General features: G+C 68.2%; 14 protein-coding genes. 7 read left to right on the forward strand and 7 right to left on the reverse strand.

Annotation, left to right across the window (positions count from 1 at the left end):
* The coding region (locus tag ACV4UZ_RS03545; protein ID WP_491599565.1) for a TonB-dependent receptor at window positions 1-1,910 on the forward strand (1,910 nt) is incomplete at its 5' end.
* A 35-nt stretch (window positions 1,911-1,945) separates the two neighbouring features.
* On the opposite strand, the gene ACV4UZ_RS03550 is transcribed toward ACV4UZ_RS03545, so the two are convergent.
* Together ACV4UZ_RS03550 and cobS are read right to left on the reverse strand one after the other, a co-directional pair.
* A complete protein-coding gene (locus ACV4UZ_RS03550; protein WP_491599566.1) occupies window positions 1,946-2,557 on the reverse strand; it encodes a histidine phosphatase family protein in 612 nt (203 codons plus the stop codon).
* Window positions 2,554-3,333: an adenosylcobinamide-GDP ribazoletransferase gene (cobS, locus tag ACV4UZ_RS03555; protein ID WP_491599567.1), complete on the reverse strand. Its 780-nt coding sequence runs from the start codon at window positions 3,331-3,333 to the stop codon at window positions 2,554-2,556. Before cobS ends, ACV4UZ_RS03550 begins: the two co-directional genes overlap by 4 nt.
* 38 nt (window positions 3,334-3,371) lie before the next feature.
* On the opposite strand from cobS, the gene cobT reads away from it, so the two are divergent.
* The 5 genes from cobT (at window position 3,372) to ACV4UZ_RS03580 (ending at window position 7,013) form a co-directional block, all read left to right on the forward strand.
* Window positions 3,372-4,409 carry a nicotinate-nucleotide--dimethylbenzimidazole phosphoribosyltransferase gene (gene cobT, locus ACV4UZ_RS03560; protein WP_491599568.1) on the forward strand — a complete coding sequence of 346 codons (1,038 nt, stop codon included), beginning with the start codon at window positions 3,372-3,374 and terminating at the stop codon, window positions 4,407-4,409.
* Window positions 4,410-4,445: 36 nt separating this feature from the next.
* Window positions 4,446-4,760, forward strand: a complete 315-nt coding sequence (locus ACV4UZ_RS03565) for an accessory factor UbiK family protein (protein WP_491599569.1) — start codon at window positions 4,446-4,448, stop codon at window positions 4,758-4,760.
* Window positions 4,761-4,939: 179 nt separating this feature from the next.
* A complete protein-coding gene (locus tag ACV4UZ_RS03570) occupies window positions 4,940-5,443 on the forward strand; it encodes a type III secretion system chaperone family protein (protein ID WP_491599570.1) in 504 nt (167 codons plus the stop codon).
* Between the two features lie 208 nt (window positions 5,444-5,651).
* Window positions 5,652-6,443, forward strand: a complete 792-nt coding sequence (gene proC, locus ACV4UZ_RS03575; protein ID WP_491599571.1) for a pyrroline-5-carboxylate reductase — start codon at window positions 5,652-5,654, stop codon at window positions 6,441-6,443.
* A gap of 132 nt (window positions 6,444-6,575) precedes the next feature.
* Window positions 6,576-7,013: a phasin family protein gene (locus tag ACV4UZ_RS03580; protein WP_068428145.1), complete on the forward strand. Its 438-nt coding sequence runs from the start codon at window positions 6,576-6,578 to the stop codon at window positions 7,011-7,013.
* A 57-nt stretch (window positions 7,014-7,070) separates the two neighbouring features.
* Here ACV4UZ_RS03580 and ACV4UZ_RS03585 read toward each other — a convergent pair whose 3' ends face one another.
* The 5 genes from ACV4UZ_RS03585 to ACV4UZ_RS03605 form a co-directional block, all read right to left on the reverse strand.
* Window positions 7,071-8,813, reverse strand: a complete 1,743-nt coding sequence (locus ACV4UZ_RS03585) for a sensor histidine kinase (protein WP_491599572.1) — start codon at window positions 8,811-8,813, stop codon at window positions 7,071-7,073.
* A 73-nt stretch (window positions 8,814-8,886) separates the two neighbouring features.
* The gene (locus ACV4UZ_RS03590) at window positions 8,887-9,510 is read right to left on the reverse strand and encodes a ParA family protein (protein WP_491599573.1); all 624 of its coding nucleotides are present in this window, start codon (window positions 9,508-9,510) and stop codon (window positions 8,887-8,889) included.
* A 35-nt stretch (window positions 9,511-9,545) separates the two neighbouring features.
* Entirely contained in the window at window positions 9,546-10,871 is a 1,326-nt protein-coding gene (locus ACV4UZ_RS03595; RefSeq protein ID WP_491599574.1) for an ATP-binding protein, read from the reverse strand.
* An 11-nt stretch (window positions 10,872-10,882) separates the two neighbouring features.
* Entirely contained in the window at window positions 10,883-11,566 is a 684-nt protein-coding gene (locus tag ACV4UZ_RS03600; protein ID WP_491599575.1) for a response regulator, read from the reverse strand.
* 3 nt (window positions 11,567-11,569) lie between these two features.
* Window positions 11,570-12,076 (reverse strand): MarR family winged helix-turn-helix transcriptional regulator, encoded by a 507-nt coding sequence (locus tag ACV4UZ_RS03605; protein ID WP_491599576.1) that lies wholly within the window; start codon window positions 12,074-12,076, stop codon window positions 11,570-11,572.
* 120 nt (window positions 12,077-12,196) lie between these two features.
* Between ACV4UZ_RS03605 and ACV4UZ_RS03610 the strand changes: the two genes are divergently transcribed.
* On the forward strand, window positions 12,197-13,069 hold the full coding sequence (locus ACV4UZ_RS03610) for a branched-chain amino acid aminotransferase (protein WP_491599577.1): 873 nt from the start codon (window positions 12,197-12,199) through the stop codon (window positions 13,067-13,069).
* Window positions 13,070-13,222: the final 153 nt, after the last annotated feature.

A 13,222-nucleotide genomic window follows, 5' to 3' on the forward strand; every position in this document is an offset into this window, starting at 1 on the left:
ACCTCATCACCAATGGCGGGGTTTCCAGCCTGCCCGACATCCACGGCCTGGCCGACGACCGCCTCAAGATCCTGGTGGACGGCATGGAGATCACGTCGGCCTGCTCCAACCACATGAACCCGGCCCTGTCCTACATGGATTCCTCCAAGGTGGAGCGGGTCGAGGTGTGGAGCGGCATCACGCCCGTCAGCGCCGGCGGCGACAACATCGGCGGCGTCATTTCGGTGAAGTCGGCTCCGCCGGTCTTCGCCAAGGCGGGCGACGGGTATGTGGTGGGCGGCCGCGCCTCGACGTTCTTCAAGAGCGTCAACACCGGCCTCGGCGGCTCGCTGGCCGTGCACGGCGCCGACGACACCTACAGCCTGGGCTATGACGGGTCGTGGGTGCGCGGCCTCAATTACCAGGCGGGCGGCGACGGCCGCACGGTCCATTCCACCCGCTACGAATCCCGCAACCACGAAGTGACGCTGGGCGTCAAAGGCAATGCGGGGCTTTTGGTGCTGAAGGCCGGGCAGCAGGACATTCCTTTCCAGGGTTTCGCCAACCAACGCATGGATATGACCGGCAACAAGGGCTACCACGGCAACGGCCGCTACGAGGGCGAGTTCGACTGGGGAAAGCTGGAGGCCCGCGTCTACTGGCAGCAGGTCAAGCACTCCATGGACCAGGCCGCCAACGAGAAGGGCGGCCGGATGCCCATGCGCACCGACGCCACCGACCTGGGCTATGCGGTCAAGGGCGACATCCGGCTGTCGGATGCCAGGACCATCCGGGTCGGCCAGGAATTCCACCGCTTCATGCTCGACGACTGGTGGCCGCCGGTGTCGGGCAGCATGATGATGTCGCCCCTGACCTTCAAGTCCATCAACAACGGCACCCGCGACGTGATCAGCGCCTTTGCCGAATGGGAGGAGAAGTGGGCGCCGCAATGGACCACCCTGCTGGGCCTGCGCAGCGACACGGTATTGATGGATACGGGAGCGGTCCACGGCTACGCGACCACGGGCACCGAAGCGACCAATTCCGCCGCCTTCAACGCCCGCAATCATTCCAAGGTGGACGCCAATTTCGACCTGACCGCCTTGCTCCGCTACGAGCCCGGCAACACCAACACCAATGAACTGGGCTACGCCCGCAAGTCGCGTTCGCCCAATCTTTACGAGCGCTATTCCTGGTCGACCTCGTCCATGGACAGCCAGATGATCAACTGGTTCGGCGACGCCAACGGCTATGTGGGCAACCTGGACCTCAAGCCCGAGGTGGCGCACACCCTGAGCACCTCGGTGGCCCTGCACGATTCGTCTCGCCGGGAATGGGGCATCAAGGCCACTCCCTACGCCACTTACATCGTCGATTACATCGGCATCGACAAGGTGAGCAACAACGTGTCGGGTGGAACCAATTACCCGCTGCTGAAATTCGCCAACCACGACGCCATGATGTACGGCGTCGATGTCTCGGGCAGCACGTTCGTGGCCCGCGATACCGGCTGGGGCGACTTCAAGGTCACGGGCCGGCTGGGCTGGCTGCGCGGCGAGATGGTCAACACCGGCAAGGCCATGTACCACGTCATGCCCATCAACGGTAAGGCCGCCCTCGAACAGAGCCTGGGTGGCTGGACGTCGGCCATCGAGGCGGAACTGGTGGGAACCAAGGCCGGCGTGGACACGCTTCGCCAGGAGCCCAAGACCCCGGGCTATGCCCTGCTCAACCTGCGCGGCGGCTATGAATGGGAGGCGGTGCAGATCAGCCTCGGCATCGATAACCTGTTCGACAAGCGTTACTACCATCCGCTGAGTGGTGTGGATTACACCGAAATGAAGCGGACCGGCCGTGGCAGTACCAACCAGGCGGGCGCCCTGCCGGCCCCCGGCCGCTCGCTCAACGCGGGGGTGACGGTGAAGTTCTAGTATTGGAACCGAGGGGGAGCGATCCCCCCTCGGTCTCACTCGTAGGGCTGGGCGTTGACCGTCTCGACCCGCCAGCCGGCGGAAGTGGAGTCGAGCCGGGTCAGCGACAGCGGCTTGACCGCGAAACGCAGCGCCTGCTCGGGCTCGAGGTCCAGCGCCACCGCCAGGGCGGCCCGCACCGTTCCCGCATGCACCACCGCCAGGATGTCGCGGCCCGCCTGGGCGGCGGTGATCTGTTCCAGCGCGGCGCGCACCCGCCCGACCATGGCGGCGAAGCTTTCGCCCCCCGGGGGCGTCGCTCCGGCGGGATCGGCCCAGAAGGCGGCGAGGTCCGGGTCCTTGGCCGCTTCCAGTTCCATCCACGAGCGCCCCTGCCAGCGGCCGAAATCCTGTTCGGCCAGGTCGGGCTCGACCATGGGCGGCGGCAGCAGCAGGCCGGCGGCCTCCAGCGCCCCGGCGGTCTGGCGGCAGCGGATCAGGCCGCTTTCCACCAGCACCGGATTGACCGGCAGGGTGCGGGCCAGGGATCGGAACACCTCGTCCTCCGAGGTGTCGCAGGCCACGTCCAGGCGGCCGGTGATGCGGCCGTGGGGACAGGGAACGGGAGCGTGGCGCAGCAGCCACCAGCGCGTGGCGTTCTGACTCATGCAAGACCTCCGGCGGCGGCGAGCAGAATGGCGATCTCCGCCGCCTGCTGCACGGCGCCCAGCACGTCGCCGGTATAGCCGCCCAGCGCGCGCCGCGCCATCCAGATGACGGCTCCGCCGGCGGCCAGGGCGGCCAGCAGCGCCGCCAGGGTGCCGGGCAGGCCCAGCCCGGCCAGGCAGGCCAGCAGACCCAGGCCGGCGGCGGTGGCGGCGATGGTGGCGTCGGGGCTGCCGGCGCCGGCTCCCAGCCCGTCGGGACGGGCGGGCCCCATCACCTGCATGGCGGCGGGGATCAGGGCGCGCGACAGGGCCGAGGCCGCCACCAGGGCGGCGCATTGGCCCCAGCCCAAGGGAATGGCGGCCAGGGCGGCGGCCCTGAGGCCCACCGAGAAGACCAGGGCCAGCACACCGAAGGCGCCGGTGCGCGAATCGCGCATCACCTCGAGCCGCCGCTCGCGGCCGCCGCGCGCGCCCAGCCCGTCGGCCAGATCGGCCAGCCCGTCCTCGTGCAGCGCTCCGGTAACCAGCACCAGGGCCAGCACCGCCAGCAGGGCGGCGGCCAGGGGGGGGAGGACGCTTCCCGCCGCCCAGGCGATGGCGGCGGCACCCAATCCCAGCCCCAGCCCCACCAGGGGGAAGGCGCGCATGGAGCGCGCCAGATCGCCGATTCCGGCATGGGGCAGCGGCAGGCGGGTCAGGAACACCGCGGCCAGATGGGCATCGCCCAGCCAGGATCGCGGCGGCGGATTCTCGTCGATGACAGGTGACTCGCTCATGGTGATGGGTTATAGGACGACCGAGGCCGAGCCGCAATATGTTGGGGAGAAATTCCTTGAATTCGTCTATTTCTAGCGTTGCTCACATCCGCTCCCTGCTGGCCGGACTGCCCGGCCCCGACGCGGCCGCCTCCGCCGCCTGGGCGGCGCGCGAGCCCCAGCTGACCAAGCCGGCCGGCTCGCTGGGCCGCCTGGAAGAGGTGTCGGCCTGGCTGTCGGCCTGGCAGGGACGCCATCCGCCCCGCATGGAAAGCCCGGCGGCCCGGGTATTCGCCGGCAATCACGGCGTGGCGGCGCTGGGCGTCTCGGCCTTTCCGCCCGAGGTGACGGTGCAGATGGTGGCCAATTTCCGCCATGGCGGCGCGGCCATCAACCAGCTGTGCCAGACCTTCGGCATCGCGCTCGACGTGCTGGCCCTCGATCTCGACCGGCCCACCGCAGACTTCACGCATGGACCCGCCCTGGACGAGGCGGAGTTCTGCGCCGCCTTCCGGGCGGGCATGGATTCGGTGCCCGACGGCGCCGACGTGCTGGTGATCGGCGAGATGGGCATCGGCAACACCACGCCGGCGGCGGCGGTGTCGGCGGCGCTGTTCGGCGGCGAGGCCGCCGACTGGACCGGGCGCGGCACCGGCGTGGAAGGCGGCGCGCTGGCCCGCAAGATCGAGGTGGTGGGCCAGGGCGTGGTGCGGCACACGGGCCTGTCGCCGCTGGACACCCTGCGCTGCCTGGGCGGGCGCGAGCTGGCGGCCATGGCCGGCGCGGTGCTGGCGGCGCGGCAGAAGCGGGTGCCGGTGCTGCTGGACGGCTACGTCACCACGGCGGCGGTGGCCGCCCTGGAGGTGGAGGTCAAGGGGGCGCTGGACCATTGCATGGTCGGCCACGTCTCGGTGGAGCCGGGGCACAGGCGCCTGCTGGCGGCGCTGGGCAAGGTCGCCCTGTTCGACCTGGGCATGCGCCTGGGCGAAGGGTCGGGCGCCGCCCTGGCGGTGGGGGTGCTGAAGGCCGCCTGCGCCTGCCATGCCGGCATGGCCACCTTCGCCGAGGCGGGAGTGAGTGACAAGGGCGAGGCTTAGGGCCATAATAAAGCCCCGTTTTTCCAAGAGGCCGCCATGCAAAGCCAGAAGCCGTTCTTCGATGATATCGCCCGTGTCGCCTCCGGGGCGCTCGGCGCGTTGTCCGGCCTGCGCGCCGAGATGGAGGCGATGATGCGCCAGCAGTTCGAGCGCTTCACCTCCAGCCTCGACCTCGTCCCGCGCGAGGAGTTCGAGGTGGTCCGCGCCATGGCCATCAAGGCCCGCGAGGACAACGAGGCCCAGGCCGCCCGCATCGGTGAGCTGGAGGCCAAGCTGGCCGCCCTGGCGGCGGCTCCCGCCCCCGCCAAGCCCAAGGCGGCGCCCAAGCCGAAAGCCGCGCCCGGCGATTGAGGGGCATGACGGCCCCCGGGTTATCCACATAAATTCATAAATAGTCCGTAAATAAAGCCTTGCGCCGCCGCTTGGCGTTTGGGTAGGCTACCCCTTGTGCGAATACCGCAGGCGCGAACACAATCTTTTGATTCGCGTCGTCGGAATCGACGGTAGCCATGCCAAGGGAGGGCGCGGGCATGACCTTGACCGCCACGTATCAGGAAGAGCCCCAGATCAATCCCGTCGATCTTGTCGAGCAAGTGGTCGCCGCCAATGATTGGGCGTTCGACCGCCGCAACGACGAGGAACTGGCGGCCGAGGCTCCCGGGCAATGGTGCAATTACAGCCTTTATTTCGCCTGGCGCGAAGACATGGGCGCCATGCACTTCACCTGCGCCTTCGACATGAAGATTCCGCCGTCGCGCCGGGCCATGGTCCACGAATTGCTGGCCACCTTGAACGAGAAGCTGTGGCTCGGCCATTTCGGCCTGTGGGAGGACGAGGGCGTGCCCATGTTCCGCCACACCTCGCTGCTGCGCGGCGGGGCCGGGTTCTCGCCCGAGCAGGTGGAGGATCTGGTGGACATCGCCGTCACCGAGTGCGAGCGCTTCTACCCCGCCTTCCAGTTCGTCATCTGGGGCGGCAAGACGGCCGCCGAGGCCATCGCCGCCTCGCTGCTGGAGACCGTGGGAGAGGCTTGACACCATCCATGACGCATCTGTCGCATCGCTGGATTCGCGCCTGAATCCGGCGATGTTTGTTTCGACGGGGCAATGTGGTTTGATTCTCCCCCTGTCATGCTGAGCGCAGGCGAAGCATCTTTCAGCCACAGGCTGCCGCCGCACCTGCCTGAAAGGTCCTTCGCTTCGCTCAGGATGACACTGCCGGAATATCTGAGTGGAGGGTGCGATGACCAAGATTCTGCTGGTCGGGTGCGGCAAGATGGGGTCGGCCATGCTGGCCGGCTGGCTCGAACGCGGCATCGTTCCCGCCGACGTGGTGGTGGTCGAGCCCGCGGGTCCCCACCTGGGGGCGGTGCGGGTGGTGGCCTCCGACGCCGCCATTCCCCCGGATTTCGTTCCCGACGTGGTGATCCTCGCGGTCAAGCCCCAGGTCATGGCCGAGGTGGTGCCGCCCTATGCCCGCTTCGGCTCCGCCGTCTTCCTGTCCATCGCCGCCGGCAAGACCATCGCCTTTTTCCGCGACGCCCTGGGGGCGGAGGCCGCCATCGTGCGCGCCATGCCCAACACCCCGGCGGCGGTGCGGCGCGGCATCACGGTCTGTTGCGCCCCGGCCTCGGTGCCGGCCGAGGCGCGCCGGCTCTGCCAGTCGCTGCTGGAGGCGGTGGGCGAGGTGGGCTGGGTCGAGGACGAAAGCCTGATGGACGTGGTCACCGCCGTGTCGGGCTCGGGGCCGGCTTACATCTTCCTGCTGTCCGAAGCCATGGAGGCCGCCGGCCTGGCCCAGGGGCTGCCGCCCGATCTGGCGCAGCGGCTGGCGCGGGCCACCGTGGCCGGGGCCGGCGAGCTGTTGCGTCTATCGGCTGAAAGCGCGGCCCAGCTGCGCAAGAACGTCACCTCGCCTGGTGGTACCACGGCCGCCGCGCTGTCCGTATTGATGGCGGAAAACCGCGGGCTTCCCAGCCTGATGACCGAAGCGGTCGCCGCCGCCACCCATCGCGGGAGAGAGTTGGCGGGCTAACCAATCCGCCGGTGCGAATTAGGCATTTTGATATTATGCGCTGAGTCGGGTGTGACTCCGTTTGACTCGAAGATGCTCTCGCGATTATGTTCGCTGCACCGCAACATAAAAAACCGGGTTGGAGATTTCATCATGGCCGGCAAGCAGACTGAGCAGTTCTTTGATTTCGACGTCGCCAAGTACCTGGGCGACTTCAAGGTTCCCGGCGTGGACGTCGAGACCATCGTCGCCAACCAGCGCAAGAACATCGAGGCCCTGACCCAGGCGAACAAGCTGGCCTTCGAGGGCCTGCAGAACGTCGTGAAGCGTCAGGTCGAGATCCTGCGCCAGACCATGGACGAGGTGGCCCAGGTCTCCAAGGACTTCGCCGAGCCCGGCACCGCCCAGGACAAGGCCGCCAAGCAGGCCGAATTCGCCAAGGACGCCTTCGAGCGCGCCCTGGCCAATGCCCGCGAGCTGGCCGAGATGATCGCCAAGGCCAATTCCGAGGCCTTCGATCTGCTGAACAAGCGCTTCACCCAGAGCCTGGACGAGGCCCGCGAGGTCTTCGCCAAGGCCGGCAAGAAGTAATTCATCCGCCCTTCCGGGACGGATGATGCGATGGCCGCTCCCGCAAGGGGGCGGCCGTTACGTTTTGGCGTGCTCGATGGTGGGAGGCGGCGACAGCGGGATGGTGACGGTGACCGTGGTGCCGCGTCCCGGAATGCTGGCGATGGAAAGCGACCCGCCGTGCATCTCGGCCAGCCGCTTGGACAGGGGCAGGCCCAGGCCGGTGCCCGGCTCGGATTTCGCCACCTCCGACGGGTTCTGTCCGAATGGCGTCAGGGCGACGGCGACTTCCTCGGCGGTCATGCCCGTGCCGGTGTCGTTGACCGCGAAGACCATCTGGCTGCCGTCACTGTCCATCTCCAGGATGATCCGCCCCCCTTCGGGGGTGAACTTGACGGCGTTGGACAGCAGGTTGAGCAGGATCTGGCGCAGCCGGCGCGAATCGACCATGGCGGCGAGGTCGCGCTCGGTCCCGGTGACGGTGAGCGTGATGCTCTTGAGTTCGGCGCGCTGGCGGATGATCTCCGCGCACTCCTCCACCAGGGGAGGGATGGAGGTTGGGGCGATGTCGATCTCCGACCGGCCGGCCTCGATCTTGGACAGGTCCAGGATGTCGTTGATCAGCCCCAGCAGCAGGCGCCCGGACGCCTGCACGTGGCCGAGATAGTCGTGGCAGCGGGTCTGGCAGGCATGGCCGGGAATTCCGGTCATCAGCGCGTCGGAAAAGCCGATGATGGCGTTGAGCGGCGTGCGCAGCTCGTGGCTCATATTGGCCAGGAAGGCCGACTTGGCGCGGCTGGCGGCATCGGCGGCGAGGCGCGAGCGGGCCAGTTCGGCCAGGATGGCGTCCATGCGCGCCAGCTGCCGGACCAGAACCAGGGCCAGGGTGGCGATCACGGCTCCGACCAGCAGGGCGGCCGCCGCGATCATCAGGCCGTTCCGCCGCCAATCCTTCAGGACCGCTTCCTGTTCGATGGAGGCGACCGCGATCACCGGATGGCGGGGGGCGGCATGAAAGGCGTAAAGCCGCAGGCGCCCATCCAGGGGGGAAACGACCTCGCCGGTTCCGCTTTGCTCGGTCCTGGTCCGTCCGAAGGCCGGCAGATCGGCGAGGGACTTGCCCGTGAACCGGTCATGATCGGGGGTCCGGGCCAGGATGGTGCCGTCCGGCATGGCCAGCAGGGCGGAATCGCCGGCGGAACGGGCGGTGGCCTTGAGCAGCGACGACAGGTGTTCCAGGTTGATGGTGGCGGCGGCCACCCCGGCGAACCGGCCGTCCGGCGTCTCGATCCGCCGGCTCAGCACCATGATCCAGCGATTGTCGTTGCGGCTCTGGATCACGCCGCTGACGAACAGGGGCGAGGCCGCGTCGTCCAGGTGATGGCGGAAATAGGGGCGGTCGGACAGATCCACCGGCTTGTAGGGATCGGGCAGGTTGGTGGCCACGCGGGACATGCCGTCGGGGCCGATCACCAGCAGGGCGCGGGCCACCGGGGTTTCCACCAGCTGGCGCCGGAGAAAGGGCAGCAATCCGGTGGCCGCCTCCTGGTGCGCCGCCACCTCGCTGGCACCGAGCAGGACCTTGTCGATGGCCATGAAGTTGGTGGCGGCCGTCTCGGCCAGCAGGTGGGCGGTGTGGCGCAGATTGGTGTCGGCGTCGAACAGGGCCTCGCTGCGCAGCGCCGTGACCCAGAAGATGGTGCCGCCGGCCAGCATGGCCATCGCCGCCCCGAGCAGGGCGACCACCAGGAAGCGGATGCGGCGTGAGGTCGGGCGGCTCTGATCTGCAACGGGAATCGGCTGGGCCGCCTCGGGATACACCTGCAGCGCTCCGTCATTCTGACTGTCGCGGCGAGTTTAGCGCATCAGGGGGGGGAGAGGGAAACGGCGAAAGTCAGCTTCCGCCGATCAGGTCCAGCAAGGGCGCCCATTCGGCGGCGTAGGAACGGGCGCGGCGGTCGCCGGCCTCCAGCACCGTCGCGCCGGCGGCGGCGACGGCGGTGTAGATCTGGCTGTCGCGCAGGCGGGCCACCACGGGAAAGCCCAGGCCGCCGAAGAAGCCGTCCAGGTGGTCGCTGGCCTTGGTGCCCGGCCGCAGCCGGTTGCCCACCACCGCCACCACCCGCTTGTTCTTGCGCACCGCCTTGACCTTGGCGAGGCGCTCGAGGAAATGGGCGGTGGCGTCCTCGTCGAAGGCGCCGGGCAGCACCGGCACGACGACGATCTCGGAAATGTCGATCAGGTCCTCGACGTCCTTGTGGTGCATGGCGGCCGGCGCGTCGATCACCAGGCGGTCGAGGCCCTTGGGCGGCGAGCCCACGTCCTTGGACCAGTCCAGCCCGGCGATGGCCGGCAGGGTGGCGGGGCGGCGGCGCAGCCAGTTCAGGCTGGAGCGCTGGCGGTCGCAGTCGCCGATGGCGGTGGCCAGCCCCTGGCCGGCGAAGGCGGCGGCGATGTGGGTGGCCAGCGTGGTCTTGCCGCAGCCGCCCTTGATGTTTCCCACCAGCACCGTGCGCATGATTCGCTTCCCCTCCGTCGTGCCCGGAAAGCCTATCACAGCGGCAACCGCACGCGCGCCCGCAATCCGCCCAGCGGCGAGTCCTCCAGGACCACGTCGCCGCCGTGGGTGCGCACGATGTCCCGCGCGATGGTCAGGCCCAGCCCCACGCCGCCGGTGGCCAGATTGCGCGAGGATTCCAGGCGGGTGAAAGCCTTGAACACCTCCTCGCGCCGGTCGGCGGGGATGCCGGGGCCGTCATCGTCGATCAGCACCTCGGCCACCTCGCCGCGCAGGCCCACCCGGACCCACACATGGCCGCCATAGCGGATGGCGTTGCCCACCAGGTTGCCCAGCGCCCGGGACAGGGAATCGGGGCGCAACGGCATGACGATCTCGCCTTCGTGATGCAGGTCGATGACGGCGCCCTGGCGGCGGAAGCGGGAGACCACGTCGTCCACCAGGGCGGGCAGGTCGGTGGGCTCGGATTGCTCGCTGCCCTCGCCGCGGGCGAAGGCCAGATAGCCCTCGACCATGCGCTCCATCTCGGCGATGTCCTCCTCCAGATCGGCGCGGCCGTCCACCTCGCCCATGATGGCCAGCTGCAGCTTCATGCGGGTCAGCGGGGTCCTCAAGTCGTGGGACACTCCGGCCAGCATCTCGGTGCGCTGCTGGATCTGGCGCTGGATGCGGCTTTTCATCAGGTTGAAGGCCTGGGCCGCCTGACGCACCTCGCGGGCGCCTTCCGGCTTGAAGTCGGCGACATCCTGACCCTTGCCGAAGCGGTCGGCGGCCAGGGCCAGCTTGCGGACGCTGCGCACCTGGTTGCGCATGAACACCGTGGCGATGCCGAACAGCAGCATGGCGGTGCCCAGCATCCACAGGATGAAGACGTAGGTGGTGGAGGAGAACAGGCGCTTCTTGGGGGCGAAGACCTCCAGCATGCCGTCGGACAGCTGGACGCGGATCACCACCTCGCGCTCCAGCGTTTCGGTGTCGATGCGGTAGGGGCGCTGGACCCGCTCCTCCATGGCTTCGGCCAGGGCGCGCTCGAGCAGGCCGGAGGGGGCGGCGTCCGGCTGGTTGGGCAGGATGGCCCCGGGCAGGAAGCGGACGTCCAGCTCCATCCGGCCGGCGGCGATGGACAGGATGAGGCTGCGCTCGTCGTCGCCGGGAAAGGCGCGCATGGATTCGATGACGGAACCGATGTCGCCGGCCAGCCCCTTGGCGAGGCGCTTGGCCACCGTCTCCCAGTGGCTGCCGTAGAACACGTAGGTGGACACCAGCTGCAGCATCACCAGCGGCAGGATGATGATCAGCAGCGAACGCCCCAGCAGGCCCTGGGGGGCCAGACGCTTCAGAAGAAGACCCATATGGGACATGGAGCGTGTCCTCAGTCGGGGCGCAGCATGTAGCCCATGCCGCGCACCGTCTGAAGATAGCGCGGCATCTTGGGGTCGTCCTCGATCTTCTTGCGCAGCCGCGTCACCTGGACATCGACGGTGCGGGGATTGGCGGAGTTGCCGGTCCTGGCCGCCAGGTCGTCGCGCGACACCCCCTGGCCCGCCGCCTCGGCCAGGATGGCCAGCAGGTCGCGTTCGGCCTGGGTCAGGTGGACCGGCTGGCCGTCCTGGCGCAGTTCGGCGCGGTCCACGTCCCAGACGAAGGCGCCGAGGCGCAGTTCGCGGGCGGGCTCGGGTTCGTCGCGGGGGGAGCGGCGCAGGATGGAGGCGACGCGCAGCAGCAATTCCCTCGGCTCGAACGGCTTGGACAGGTAATCGTCGGCCCCGGCCTCCAGCCCCCTGATGCGGTCGTCCACCTCGCCCCTGGCGGTCAGCAGCAGGATGGGCAGGGTCCGTCCCTCGGCGCGCAGCGAACGGGTGAGCGCCATGCCGTCCTCGCCCGGCATCATGACGTCCAGGATCATCAGGTCGAAGGCGAGGCCGGCCATGCTCTGGCGCGCCTCGGCGGCATCGGCGGCGGTGGCGACCAGATAGCCGTTGTCGGCCAGATACTTGCGCAGCAATTCCCGCAATCGCCGGTCGTCGTCCACCACCAGGATGTGGGCGTCGTCCACCGCTCAGGCCCCCCGGCGCAGTCCGATGGTGCGGGCGGGAAAGCGGCCGCGGTCGCCTTCGTCCACCAGGCCCAGCATCACCTTGCGGAAGCCCTCCACCGCCTCGGCCCCGGCCTCGCGGTAGGCGCGGGCGATGCGGGCGCGCTGGCGCTCGGTCAGCAGCCGTTCCAGTTCGACGCCCTTTTCCGTCAGTTCCAGCAGGCGCTGGCGGCGGTCGCGCACCCCGGGACGCTGGACGATGAACTTCTCCGCCACCAATTGGCCGAGGACGCGCGACAGGCTCTGCTTGGTGATGCGCAGGATCTCCAGCAGGTCGCTGACCGTGATGCCGGGATGGCGGCCGACGAAATAGATGACGCGGTGATGGGCGCGGCCGAATCCGTACTCGCCCAGGATGGCGTCGGGCTCGGCCGTGAAGTCGCGATAGGCGAAGAACAGCAGCTCGATCCCCTGGCGCAGTTCCTCCTCGCGCAGGAACAGCGGATTGATGCCGGTCTTGATGTCGCTCATGGCGTGGTTAAGTCAGTCATGTTGACATATATGACCTATAAATGTTACGCCATGCAAGAGAGATTGGTAATTTTCCAACCTCCAGAGCCCCTGCCACCACCCAAATGGAACGCAACCACCATGTCAGTCCTTCCCTTCGACGATCGCGACGGCTTTCTCTGGCTCGACGGCAAGCTGGTCCCCTGGCGTGATGCCAAGATCCACGTGCTGACCCACGGCCTGCATTACGGGTCCTGCGTGTTCGAAGGCGAGCGGGTGTATGGCGGCAAGGTATTCAAGCTGCGCGAGCATTCTCAGCGCCTGATCGATTCGGGCCGTATTCTCGGCTTCGAGGTGCCGTGGACGGTGGAGGAGATCGACGAGGCCACCCTGGCCACCGTCAAGGCCAACAACATCGTCGACGGCTATGTCCGTCCGGTGGCGTGGCGCGGCTCCGAGATGATGGGCGTCGCCGCCCAGGCGACCACCATCCGTTTCGCCGTGGCCACCTGGTCGTGGCCCAGCTACTGGAGCCCCGAGGCCCGCATGAAGGGCATCCGCCTCAACGTCTCCACCTGGAAGCGGCCCCATCCCGAGACGGCGCCGACCGCGTCCAAGGCGGCGGGCCTCTACATGATCTGCACCATGAGCAAGCACAAGGCCGAGGGTGACGGATACGAAGATTCCCTTATGCTCGACTGGCGCGGTCAGGTGGCCGAGGCCACCGGCGCCAACATCTTCTTCGTGTTCGGCGACGAGTTGCACACGCCCACCCCCGATTGTTTCCTGAACGGCATCACCCGCCAGACGGTCATCGACCTGGCCAGGAAGCGCGGCATCAAGGTGGTGGAACGGGCCATTTTCCCCGAGGACATGGCCAAGGCGTCCGAATGCTTCCTCACCGGCACCGCCGCCGAGGTGACCCCGGTGCGCGAGATCGGGACCTATACGTTCACGCCCGGTGATATTACCCGCCAATTGATTACGGATTATGACGCTCTGGTGCGCGCGTAATAAAAAACGGTCGCAACGCCCTCCCATTTTCTGCTGAAAGTCAAATCCCGGTATTTGCATTTCGGGCCTTTCGTAATAGGCTCCGCAAGGGAAGTGGAATGGGCGTTGCGACCGGGTCGGGCCGGTCGCGTTTGAACGGGTGGGAGTCTCCGT

It is taken from the genome of Paramagnetospirillum sp., assembly GCF_058402745.1.